This window comes from Stenotrophomonas sp. YJH_SMC_37, assembly GCF_059370035.1.
This window is the reverse complement of sequence record NZ_JCAFTG010000002.1, coordinates 25,647-37,721: the sequence shown is the minus strand read 5'-3', so window position 1 is coordinate 37,721 and position 12,075 is coordinate 25,647. Positions and strand designations below refer to the sequence as shown.

The window sequence follows — 12,075 nt, the reverse complement described above, 5'->3', positions numbered from 1 at the left end:
CGACCTGCCTGCCATGGAACCGATCCGTCTCGACAAACGCCTGTCCGCCCTGCTCGGCATCCCGCGCGGCGAAGCGCGGCGCTACATCGAAGGCGGCTGGGTCACGGTCAATGGCGAGGTGGTGGAACAGCCGCAGCGTCCGGTCGATGACAGCGCGGTGATCGTGGTGGCCGAGCAGGCCAGCGATGAAAAGGCCGAGCGGGTCAGCATGCTGCTGCACAAACCGGCTGGCGTTGCCGCCGAAACCCTGTGCGCGCTGGTCAGCAGTGACAGCCGCAGCGAGCTGGACGCCAGCGACATCCGTCCGCTGCAGCGCCACTTCCACGGACTGCAGCTGGCGGCCGCCCTTCCGGCCAGCGACAGCGGCCTGGTGGTGGTCAGCCAGGACCCGGCCACGCTGGCCCATCTTCAGCGCAACCTGGGACGCACCGAGCAGGAATACCTGATCGAGGTCGCCGAAGGCGGCCCTGAGCGTGGCCCATGGCTGCTGGCGCGCCTGCAGCAGGAATCCGGCGGTGCCAAGGTCAGCTGGCAGAGCGAGCAGCGCCTGCGCTTCGCGGGCAAGGGCCTGACCGCCAAGGGCCTGCGCGTGGCGGTCACCGCGGCCGGCCTGCAGGTGACGGCCGTGCGTCGGCTGCGTATTGGCCGCGTGGCACTGGGACCGCTGCCTGCGGGGCAGTGGCGTTACCTGGGCAGCGACGAGCGGTTCTGACAGGGAAGTCCCTGTCATCCACGCATGGCGTGGATCTTCTGCGATGCACCGTCTGCCTTTGATCCACGCGTGGCGTGGATCTACCATCGGCGCATGAGCCTGCCCAAGCCCCTGTGGCGACGTCTGCTTCGCGTTGCTGCAATCATCCTCGCCACACTGGTGCTGCTGGTCCTGTCCGGGCTGCTGCTGGCCGACCATCTCACCCCGCAGGCACGGGGCACGCCCTCGCACGTGCTGCCGCTGCAGCCGGCACAGACGCGGATCGACCGGCAGATCGTTCCGTTGCAGGAGGCCCATCCCGGCCAGTCCGGCGTGGCCTTCCTCAGCGATGGCATGGATGCCTTCGCCGCGCGCGCGATGATCACCACCCACGCCGGGCGCAGCCTGGACCTGCAGTACTACATCTGGCACGACGACCTGATCGGCCACCTGATGGCCAAGGCGTTGTACGACGCCGCCGAACGCGGCGTGCGCGTGCGCATCCTGCTCGACGACATGAACGCCAAGGACAAGGACGCCCTGATGATGGCGCTGGACCGGCACCCCAACATTGAAATCCGCCTCTACAACCCGTTCCGCAACCGGACCGGCCTGCTGCGCATGGTGGAGATGGTGCAACGGTTCTTCAGCGTGAACCACCGCATGCACAACAAGAGCTGGATTGCCGACGGCCGCGTCGCGATCGTCGGCGGCCGCAACATCGGCGAGGAATACTTCAGCGCGCGCACCGATGTGAACTTCCAGGACCTGGACCTGCTGGTCGCCGGCCCTGCCGTGGAGCAGGCCAGCCGGATCTTCGACGACTACTGGAACAGCGAGGCCGCCATTCCGGTATCGGCGCTTGCCTTCCATACCGATGCCCAGCTGCGCCTGCTGATACGCGAATCGGACCATGAGGCCCAGCGTGACGTGGCCCAGCCCTACCTTGCGCGCGTGGCCGAATCGCGCAGGCGGCAGCGCCCGAGTCCCGAGCCATTGCGCTGGAGCCGTGCAGTGCGCATCGTCTCGGACCCGCCGATGAAGCACCGCGACGATGATCGCGGCGCGTGGCTGGTTTCGACGCTGACCAGCGAGCTGCAGGCCGCCCGGCACAAGGCCCTGTTGATCTCGCCCTACTTCGTGCCCGGCAACGAGGGCCTGGATGGCTTTTCGGCCATGGCCCGGCGGGGCGTGCAGGTCGGCGTGGTCACCAACTCACTGGCTGCCAATGACGTCGCCGCGGTGCACGGCGGCTACATGGGCTACCGCGTGCCGTTGCTCGAAGCCGGCGTCCACCTGTATGAGCTGAAGGCACAAGGGCAGTCCGGCGATGCGGGCGTGTTCGGCAGCAGCGGCGCCAGCCTGCACACCAAGGCGTTCCTGGTCGATGACCGCCGCGGCTTCGTCGGCTCATTCAACCTCGATCCGCGCTCGGCCTACCTGAACACTGAAATGGGTGTGCTGTTCGACGATCCGTTGCTGGGTGCACAGCTGCGCGGCGAGTACCTGCGCCTGGCGGATCCCAGGCACAGCTGGTGGCTGGCGCTGGACGACCGTCGCCGGTTGCGCTGGCTGGAGCGCGAACCACCACCGCACTGGGCGGAGGAAGAGCCAGGGGCAACGGCGCGCAAACGCTGGTTGTCGCGGGTGATCAGCTGGCTACCGCTGGAATCGCAGCTGTAACGCTCAGCGCCCCGGATCGGTGGCTTCCTGCCCGGCATCATCCAGCGTTTCCACGCTGCGCCCATGCAGTCGCCGCCAGATCCAGCGCAATGCATGCGGCGGTGCCGAAGGCAGCTGTTCCAGCAGGGCCAGCATGCGGCTCTGGCTGGCATGCCCATGGCGGCACAGCAGGCTGGCCGCCGCAGCGGCGCTGGCCAGGCGCAGGCTGTCGGCCAGCGGGCCCTCGGCCTCCGGCAACAGCGCCTGATGCACCGGCTCGGGCAGCTCCCAGGCAGCCGCCACCCGTTGTGCCAGCGGTAACGACCACTGCTGAAGCAGCTGCAGTGCCAGCGCCGGCTCCACGGTTTCACCACGTGCCTGGGCTTCCTGCAGCAGCTGGCGCATCACCAGCGCCGCGCCCAGGCCCTGCACCAGGCCCAGCCACTGCGCGGCGAAAGCATCACCGAAGGTAACCGTGCGTGCGTGGTCTGCAGCCGCGCGCGAGGCCAGCAGTGCGTGCTCCCAGATGATCGTGCTGAACTGCGGGAACGCATCGCACTGCATCTGCATCACCGGCTGTACCAGTACCGCGCTGATGATCTGCCGAACGCCTTCGGTACCGACCAGGGTCACCGCCCGCTGCAGGCTTTCCACGGGCCGCTCGTGCACCTTGTAGGCGGGGCTGTTGGCGATGCGCAGCAGGTTGCCGGTCAGCACCGGGTCCTGGCCGATGATCGCGGCCATCACCCGCGCGGAGGCGGCATCGTCGTTGACGGTCTGGATCAGCTGCGGCAGCAGCTGCGGACGGCGCGGCAACTGCCGGGTAGCCCAGTCGCGGTCCTGCAGCGCGCGTGCCACCGCTTCCCCCAACGCCGGATCCTGTACAGGCGCCGGCTCACCGGCCAGTCGTGGGTACAACGCCAACGCGTGCAGGCCGCGCTGCAGATGTGCGGCGATCTCCGCAGACGGCAGGGCCTCACCCTGCAGGCTCGCAGCCGCTGCCGCCACTGCCTGTCGCGATACCGCCGCCAAGCGGGACGGCGCAGCCCCGGTCGAGCGCGCCAGCCAGCCGCGCAGTGATCGCCACCAGGCCGCTGTCATCGCCGCCTGCCCTGTCGTTTTGGTGCCCTTGCCGTCACTGACCGCCTGCCTCTTCACGCGAATCCGGCCACCCGCCGTCGTCGCAGCATCGGCCGCACTTTCATCTTCTTTAACCGGAAGGCATGCGATGTCGACGGCACCGGCCGGGGGAATGGACTAGAATGGCGCCGCGCGACCCGTCCCCCTGCACCGACGACGTCGCTTTTTTTGTTTTGGGACCCTACCGTTCACTGGCCGTTCGCTGCAGTTCGCCGCTGATCGCGCCATCGGAGACGCCATGCTATTCGAAACCCTCGCCACCACCGGCCACGAACAGGTGGTGTTCTGCCACAACCACGACGCCGGCCTGAAGGCGATCATCGCCATCCACAACACCACCCTTGGCCCGGCCCTGGGCGGCGTGCGCATGCGTCCTTACGCCAGCACCGACGAGGCGCTGGCCGATGCGCTGCGCCTGAGCCGGACGATGACCTACAAGAATGCACTGGCCGGCCTCAACGTCGGTGGCGGCAAGGCGGTGATCATCGGCGACCCCAAAGCGGACAAGACCGAGGTGCTGTTCCGTGCCTTCGGTCGCTATGTCGATTCGCTGGGCGGACGCTACATCACCGCCGAGGACGTCGGCACCGATGTCAACGACATGGAGAACATCTACCTGGAGAGCCAGTTCGTGACCGGCGTGCACCAGGTCCATGGCGGCTCCGGTGATCCGGCCCCGTTCACCGCCTACGGCGCGCTTCAGGCGTTGATGGCGTCGATGCGCTTCAAGTTCGGCCATGAGGAAGTGGGCAAGACCAGCATCGCGGTGCAGGGCCTGGGTCACATCGGGATGGAACTGGTGAAGCTGCTGCGTGACCGCGGTGCCAAGCTGTATGTCACCGACCTGGACAGCGCGCTGGTTGACCGTGCGGTCAGCGACTTCGGCGCTGAAGCGGTCAAGCCGGACGAGATCCATGAAGTGAATGCCGATGTGTTCGCACCGTGTGCGCTGGAAGGCGCGATCAACGCCGACACCCTGCCGCGGATCAAGGCAAAGATCATCTGCGGCACCGCCAACAACCAGTTGTCGAGCCTGGAAATCGGCGACGAACTGCATGCGCGCGGCATCCTGTATGCGCCGGACTATGCGGTCAATGCTGGTGGCGTGATGAACGTGTCGCTGGAGATCGACGGCTACAACCGCGAACGCGCGATGCGCCTGATCCGCAGCATCTATCACAACCTCACCCGCATCTTCGAACTGTCGCAGCGCGAGAACATCGCGCCGCAGCGAGCGGCCGACCGCATCGCCGAAAGCCGCATCCTGTCGATCGGCAAATTGAAGATGCCGCTGGGCCGCAGCACCCCGCGCCTGGGCAACCTGCGCGGCGGCTGAGCGCGTCGATGTCGCGCCGGGGCTGGCGTCCCGGCGCGACTGTCACTCAGAACCCGGTGCTGTAGCGCAACGCCGCCTGGCGCGCGCCCTCGCCCCCGACGCGCTGGTCGAAGCCCAGGCTCAGGCGGCCACTGCGACCCCACCACGATTCCAGCGCCATGCCGATCAGCGCACTGCCGCGCGGCGCATTCCAGCCCGCCAGTGGTGCCCAGGCATCGACGCCGACGAAACTGGCCTGCCACGCCGCATCGGCACCCTCGAGCCGCTGCTGCCACTCGGCATGCCCGCGCAGGCTCCAGCGCCCCCAGCCACGCTCGCCGCGGATGCCGGCCAGCATCTGGCTGCGCTGCACGCGGTTGGCATCGCCACGCAGGCCGAAGCCGAACCCGCCCAGTTCGTTGAACGCATCGGTATCCACGCGCGTGGTGCTGGCGCCCAGATACGGTGTCAACGAGGCACCCGCGCGGCCGAAGCGATAGCCGCCTTCGACACTGGCACTGCTGAAGCGCCCGCCATAGCGGGCCGAAACACCGTAACTACCCGCGCCCAGCAGCAGTTGGCGATCCAGCGCCCGGGTGAACTGCCCGCTGCCGATCTGGGCCAGCGCATAGCCCCGGCCCAGATTCCAGCCCGCGTAAAGCTGTGCCTGCGCCTGGCGATCACGCCCGCGATCGCCGCCGAAGCTGCTGCCACCGTTGCTGCGGGTCTCGCCGAAGGCCACACCCATCAGCCCGGTGCTGCCCAGCGGCAGGTCCTGGCCGGCCATCCAACCGCGGCTGTCGGCGGCGTTGCCGGCAAAGCTGCCCTGCCCGGCCTGGCCGAGCGCACTCTGCCAGGCCCCGCGCAGGCGCGGCGCCGCCTGCACGCGATCAAAGCGCTCTGCGATGGCACGGCGTGACATGTCGATGCTGTCGAAGGTGACCGCTTCGGCCCGCGCGTGCGCCTGCCCGGACAGGCTCTGCAGACTAGCCTCGAGGCCGTTGCTGCCACCGCCGGTCCACTGCAGCGCCCCGGCGGCCGTACCGAAGGCCGATCCCTGCAGTCCTGCATTCTTGTCGAGCGCGGCAAATGCACCCTCCAGCCGCTGTGCTGCCGCCTGGGCGGAAGCCCCCAGGCCGCTGGCTGCCCCGGTGACACTGACCTGGGTCAGGTTCAACCAGGCGTTGTTGCTGTCGTAGCCATAGCTGCTCTGCAACAGCGACAGTCCCTGCAGGCCGCTGGAGGTGGCCGGCGTACTGAAGGCACCACTGAGTCCGCCGTCCGCATGGATCAGGTCCTGCCGGGTGCCGCTCTGTGGCACGTAGCCGGAGACGAAGCCATGCACGCGCACGCCACCGTCGAGGGTGGCCTTGCCGGTGACCTGCAGCGCATTGGCGCCGAGTGCGATCATCAACTGTGCGCCCGCCTGCTGGGCGTAGTCGCCCTCGATGGTGCCGGTGGTGTTGCCGGTGGTGAGGAATACGCTGCTGCCGTTGACCACGTTGCCGATCACGCGCGGCGCGCCGCCATTGAACTGCAGGCCGGTCGAATCCGGATCGGACTGGCCGAGGATGGTCACGTTGGAACGGATCACGCCACCGTCCTGCAGTGCCAGGATGCCGCGTTCGATGCGGGTGGAACCGGTATAGCTGTTGTTGCCGGCCAGCACCAGAGTGCCCCCGCCCTGCTTGACCAGGCCGCCGCTGCCGACGATGTTGTTGCGCCACGCCGAACCGCTGGAGGCCACATCCACGTTGGCAACCACATCCCCCCAGTCGAAGCGACCCGGACCGTTGATCGCACGACCGATGTCGAGCAGGCCGTAGCCGAACACCGGATCCACGCCCGGGGCGCCGATGTCCTTGGCAGTGCCCAGCAGGGTCTGCCGCACCAGGTCGTTGCTGAAATACGGATAGCGCTGCCAGACCAGCGCAGCGGCGCCGGACACCAGCGGCGCCGCGAATGACGTGCCGTAGTTCCAGTAGTAGCTGCCCCCGTTTGCATCGGGATAGACCGCGCTGCCCGGCGCTGCCAGGCAGTAGCGCGCGGCCTGGCCGCAGCCATTGGCGTAGCTGGCCAACGTGCCCGGTGCATAGGGATCCACCGCGGTCGCCACCAGCCAGCCGCGCTCCAGATCTGCCGCCGGCAGCGAGCCGGCAACGCCCAGCTGGCTGGGCAGCGCGGCCAGGCTGCTCGGTTCACTGCGGCCGTCATTGCCCGCTGCGAACACCACCAGCCCGCCGTGGTTGACCACGAAGGGGCGATACTCGGCGGCCACCTGCGCGGTGGTCGGCAGGTCGGTCCAGTACAGGCCGCCCCACGAGTTGTTCATCACCTTTACGTTGTAGCTGATCAGGTCCTGGTGCACCTGGGCCACGCCCAGCGGTCCGCTGAAGGAATTGCCCTTGCCGCTGCCATCGTCGGCGGGCGGCTTGTCGGCGATGATCCGCGCCGAAACGATCTGCGCACCAGGGGCGATGCCGCCTGGCCAGGACCCAACCGGCGCGCCGGCAGCCAGGCTGGCTACCGCCGTGCCGTGGCCCACCACGTCGTCCACCTGCAGGTTGTTGCGCGACGGATCGATGTAGTTGAGGTTGGCCACCACCCGCCCGTTCAGTGCCACCGCGTCGCGCTGCACGCCCGAATCGACGATACCGATGCGCACGTTCTGGCCGCTCAGGCCGGCGGCCTGTGCGGCACGCGCATTGGTGACCGACAGATGCGCGTCGAAGGCCGGCTCCTGCGGTTTTGCCGGCGGCGGCGGCGTCGGTGGCGGGGTCGTGGGTGGCGGCGGTGGTGGCGGTGTGTCAATGCGCACGTTGCCGCCCCCGCCACCTCCGCCACAGGCTGTCAGCGCCAGTGCCAGCGCGGTTGCCAGGGCAGATTTCACCGTCGTCGTGCGTTCCATCGATTCCTTCCCATGAACATTGGCCCGTCGTTGTCCCGGCAGGCATGCGGCGCCGTCCAGCGGCGGCCCTCCCCGACCCTCTATACTTGGGCCGACCCCCACGCAGTCTGCCGGGAAACCGGGGCGCTTCCAACGGCCCACGGTCTCCTTTCCGAACATTGCTTACGCATCAACGAGATTGCCATGTCCAACATCGTCATCGCCGCCGCCAAGCGCACCGCCATCGGCTCCTTCCTCGGCCAGTTCAACGGCGTGCCGACCCCGACCCTGGGCGCGGCCGCCATCGCCGCCGCACTGGAGCAGTCGGGCATCCCGGCCAGCGACGTTTCCGAAGTCCTCATGGGCTGCGTGCTGCCGGCCAACCTCGGCCAGGCGCCCGCCCGCCAGGCGGCGATCGCTGCCGGCATTTCGCTGTCGACCGGTGCCACCACGCTGAACAAGGTCTGCGGCTCCGGCATGAAGACCATCATGCTCGGTCATGACCTGATCAAGGCCGGTTCGGCCAGCATCGTTGTCGCCGGCGGCATGGAATCGATGTCCAACGCGCCGCACATGCTGCCCAACTCGCGCACCGGCAACCGCTTCGGCAACTTCCAGGCGGTCGATCACATGGCCCACGACGGCCTGGTCAACGCTTATGACGGCAAGGCGATGGGTGAATTCGCCGAATGCGCCGTGGACAAGTACCAGTTCAGCCGCGAAGAGCAGGACGCCTACGCCATCGAATCGGTCAAGCGCGCGCAGGCAGCCCAGGCCAACGGCGCGTTCGCCGATGAAATCGTCGCGGTGAAGGTCGCCACCCGCAAGGGCGAGGTCGAGATCACCACCGACGAGCAGCCCGGCCGTTCGGACATCGCCAAGATCCCGACCCTGCGCCCGGCCTTCAAGAAGGACGGCAGTGTGACCGCCGCCAGCTCTTCCAGCATTTCCGACGGCGCTGCCGCAGTGGTCCTGCTGACCGAGGAAGATGCGGCTGCGCGCGGCATCAAGCCGTTGGCCCGAATCGTCGGCCACGCCACCCATTCGCAGGAACCGGAGTGGTTCACCACTGCTCCGATCGGCGCGCTGCGCAAGCTGCTGGACAAGACCGGCTGGTCGCTGGACCAGGTCGATCTGTTCGAAATCAATGAAGCCTTCGCTGTGGTGGCGATGGCGCCGATGCGCGAACTGGGCATTCCGCACGACAAGCTCAACGTGAATGGCGGCGCCTGTGCACTGGGCCATCCGATCGGTGCCTCCGGCGCACGCCTGGTGGTGACCCTGGTCAATGCCCTGCGCACGCGCGGTGGCAAGCGCGGCATTGCCACCCTGTGCATCGGCGGTGGCGAAGCAACCGCGATCGCCATCGAATTGATTTAAATGGATTTAACGATGATTTCGCAAAAATGAATGCGGGATCGCTTGACACCCAATCTTGGCTTGTCATCATGTTGTCGGCGCGCAGCATGCGCGTTGCCTAATTCTAACGACGAGGATTTACACAATGAGCATCAACAAGCTGCTGGTCGCGATGTCCCTGGCTCTGGCCCTGGCCGCCTGCTCGAAGCAGGAAGCTGCCCAGGACGCCGCTGCTTCGGCCAACGAAGCCGCCACCGAAGCCCAGGCTGCTGCCGACCAGGCCGCCGCTGCTGGCGCCCAGACCGCCGACGCTGCCCAGCAGGCCGCTGACACCGCCGCCACCGCTGCCGACGCTGCGACCGACGCTGCTGCCAACACCGCCGCTGCTGCCACCGACGCCGCTGCTGGCGAAGCCAAGGACGCCGCCAAGGCTGCCGAAGCTACCGCTGAGCAGGCCAAGGACGCTGCTGAAGAAGCCAAGAAGTAATCACTTCTTTCTTCACGCTGTTCCGGAAAAGCCGCTGGTTCGCCAGCGGCTTTTTCTTTGCGCCCGTGGATCGCGACTGAGCGCGCTCCGCGACCCCGTCTTCACAACGGCATGAATAGGCTGGCGTCCCCATCCATTGCAGTACCGGAGACCGCCATGAAGATTCGTCCGATCACCACCACCCTGCTGGCCGGCTCCCTGCTGCTGGCCCTGGCCGCCTGCAAGGGCCCGGAGGCCGAACAGGCCAAGCAGGACGCGCAGCAGGCCGCCGACAGCGCTGGCGTCGCTGCCCGCGATGCCGTCGACCGGGCCGCTGCCGCAACCCGCGACGCCGCCGACAAGACCGCTGCTGCTTCCGAGCAGGCCGCCGCCGATACCCAGCAGGCGCTGGACAAGGCCGCCGACGCCACCGCCAATGCCGCTGACCAGGCCAAGGTCGCCGCCACCGACGCGGCCGCGCACGCCAGCGACGCCACTGCCGACGCCGCGCAGAAGGTCGCCGACAAGGCGCGCGATGTCGCCAATGACGCCAAGGCCAACGCCGCCAAGGAAGAAGCCAAGCACTGAGCCTTGCCGGCAGCCGAGCACCGGCTCGGCGCTACAGGAAAAGCCGCGGCATGGCCGCGGCTTTACTGCTTTTCGCTCTCCGCTCTTTCTGTTGATTCCGTGGTGGACGGCACGGAAACCGTCCAAGGCCGCGCGGGTAGGTTGCGCAGGGGCGTAAGCGCCATGGATGGCGCGCCCGAGCCTACAAGGACGTATTCACGGCGCCCCCTGCGCGACCTACCCGCGCGGCCCATCCATCAGTATCAGCGCCCACCACGAGGGGCACCGCCGTTGGCCATTGCCTACGGCAGCGCGCGCGCCAGCATCGCGGTCAGCTCCAGGCCCGCCGGCAGCGTCCCGAATGCCAGCCCGTGCTCTCCTTCCAGCCGGCTGCGCACGAACGCCTCGGCGATCGGGCTGCGCGCACGCAGCAGCAGCGCTGCCTGCAACAACAGCGCAGTGCGCTCGCAGAACAGCCGCGCCTGTGATTCCTCCGGTGCCGGTGCCGCTGCCCAGCGCTGCAATGCCGCTGCGTAGCGCGCATCACGGTCGGCCACCGCCGCCAGCTCGCCGCGCAATGCCGCCATCGCGTCCGGTTCACGGGCCAATGCACGCAGCACATCCAGACACTGGATGTTGCCGCTGCCTTCCCAGATCGAATTCAACGGTGCCTGCCGGTACAGGCGCGGCAGCATCGACTCCTCCACATAGCCCGCGCCGCCCAGGCATTCCTGCGCTTCATTGACGAAGGCCGGCGCACGCTTGCACAGCCAGTACTTGCCCAGTGCCGTCCCCAACCGTGCCATCGCGGCTTCATTGGCATCCACACCGGCACGATCCACCGCGCGTGCGATGCGGATCGCCAACACCGTGGCCGCTTCCGACTCCATCGCCAGATCAGCCAGCACGTTGGTCATCAACGGGTGCTCGACCAGCAGCTTGCCAAAGGTGCGGCGATGCCGTGCGTGATGCAGCGCCTGCGCCAGCGCCATGCGCATCTCCGCTGCGGCGCCCAGCATGCAGTCCAGGCGGGTCATCATCACCATGCCGATGATGGTGGCCACGCCGCGGCCCTCTTCACCCACCCGCCACGCCTGCGCGCCGCAGAACTCGACCTCGCTGGAGGCATTGGCCCAATCCCCAAGCTTGTCCTTCAACCGCATCAGGCGGAACGCATTGCGGTCACCGTCTGCCAGGCGGCGCGGCAACAGCAGGCAGGTCAGTCCTCCCGGCGCCTGCGCCAGCACCAGGAAGCCGTCGCACATCGGCGCGGAAAAGAACCACTTGTGGCCGACCAGGCGATAGCGCTCGCCATCGATCGGTTCGGCGCGGGTACTGTTGGCACGTACATCCGAGCCGCCCTGCTTCTCGGTCATGCCCATGCCCAGGGTGATGCCGGCCTTGTCCGCCACCGGCACGTCGCGCGGGTCATAGACCGGCGCTGCGGCCTTGCGTGCCCACTCGGCCAGGTGCGGCTGCGTGCGCAGCACCGCTACTGCTGCATGGGTCATCGTCAATGGGCAACTGGTGCCCGCCTCGGCCTGGTGATGCAGGTAGCTCAACACCGCACGTGCCACGTGCGCGCCGGGCTGCGGCTCATGCCAGGACAAGCCTGCGACCCCGTGCGATTTGGCCGTGTCCATCAACTGGTGATAGGCCGGATGGAACTCCACCGTGTCGATGCGATGGCCCTGCGCATCATGCGTGCGCAGGCGTGGCCGATCGCGGTTGGCATCGAAGCCGACCCGGTACAGCTCATCACCCGCCAGCGCGCCATACACCGCCAATCGTGGCGCGAAGCTGCCAGCGCCTTCGCGCTGAACGGCTTCCATCAGCGCCGCGTCGTCGGTCCACAACTGCCGCCCCGCGAACGGCGGCGGCTGGTTCAGTACCACATGGGTTTCGTAGGGCGCGTTGCTGCTGAAGCTCGGTCCACTCATCCGGTCCATCCTGGCGGCAAGAAGTGTGCGGCCCGATTGTGCCGCATG

9 protein-coding genes are annotated in these 12,075 nt (G+C 67.9%); 6 read left to right on the top strand and 3 right to left on the bottom strand.

All coding sequences use genetic code 11. The annotated features are described in order from the left end of the window. Positions 1-13 precede the first annotated feature (13 nt). Entirely contained in the window at positions 14-712 is a 699-nt protein-coding gene (locus tag AC5P8J_RS02630) for an RNA pseudouridine synthase (protein ID WP_019662144.1), read from the top strand. A 69-nt stretch (positions 713-781) separates the two neighbouring features. Further along, positions 782-2,374 (top strand): phospholipase D family protein, encoded by a 1,593-nt coding sequence (locus AC5P8J_RS02625; protein ID WP_031270567.1) that lies wholly within the window; start codon positions 782-784, stop codon positions 2,372-2,374. Between the two features lie 3 nt (positions 2,375-2,377). Here AC5P8J_RS02625 and AC5P8J_RS02620 read toward each other — a convergent pair whose 3' ends face one another. After that, a complete protein-coding gene (locus AC5P8J_RS02620) occupies positions 2,378-3,454 on the bottom strand; it encodes an HDOD domain-containing protein (protein ID WP_019662146.1) in 1,077 nt (358 codons plus the stop codon). A gap of 277 nt (positions 3,455-3,731) precedes the next feature. On the opposite strand from AC5P8J_RS02620, the gene AC5P8J_RS02615 reads away from it, so the two are divergent. Further along, positions 3,732-4,829 (top strand): Glu/Leu/Phe/Val dehydrogenase dimerization domain-containing protein, encoded by a 1,098-nt coding sequence (locus tag AC5P8J_RS02615; RefSeq protein ID WP_019662147.1) that lies wholly within the window; start codon positions 3,732-3,734, stop codon positions 4,827-4,829. A gap of 46 nt (positions 4,830-4,875) precedes the next feature. Here the strand turns inward: AC5P8J_RS02615 and AC5P8J_RS02610 are convergent, their stop codons facing one another. Then, a complete protein-coding gene (locus AC5P8J_RS02610; protein WP_428708326.1) occupies positions 4,876-7,716 on the bottom strand; it encodes a S8 family serine peptidase in 2,841 nt (946 codons plus the stop codon). A 183-nt stretch (positions 7,717-7,899) separates the two neighbouring features. Between AC5P8J_RS02610 and AC5P8J_RS02605 the strand changes: the two genes are divergently transcribed. The 3 genes from AC5P8J_RS02605 (at position 7,900) to AC5P8J_RS02595 (ending at position 10,108) form a co-directional block, all read left to right on the top strand. Continuing rightward, positions 7,900-9,075 carry a thiolase family protein gene (locus AC5P8J_RS02605; RefSeq protein WP_495216595.1) on the top strand — a complete coding sequence of 392 codons (1,176 nt, stop codon included), beginning with the start codon at positions 7,900-7,902 and terminating at the stop codon, positions 9,073-9,075. Between the two features lie 124 nt (positions 9,076-9,199). Continuing rightward, positions 9,200-9,541 (top strand): hypothetical protein, encoded by a 342-nt coding sequence (locus AC5P8J_RS02600; protein ID WP_019662150.1) that lies wholly within the window; start codon positions 9,200-9,202, stop codon positions 9,539-9,541. 156 nt (positions 9,542-9,697) lie between these two features. After that, the gene (locus AC5P8J_RS02595) at positions 9,698-10,108 is read left to right on the top strand and encodes a hypothetical protein (RefSeq protein ID WP_019662151.1); all 411 of its coding nucleotides are present in this window, start codon (positions 9,698-9,700) and stop codon (positions 10,106-10,108) included. Positions 10,109-10,389: 281 nt separating this feature from the next. On the opposite strand, the gene AC5P8J_RS02590 is transcribed toward AC5P8J_RS02595, so the two are convergent. After that, complete coding sequence (locus tag AC5P8J_RS02590) at positions 10,390-12,027, bottom strand: acyl-CoA dehydrogenase family protein (RefSeq protein ID WP_180832170.1); 1,638 nt, start codon at positions 12,025-12,027, stop codon at positions 10,390-10,392. Between the last annotated feature and the right edge of the window lie 48 nt (positions 12,028-12,075).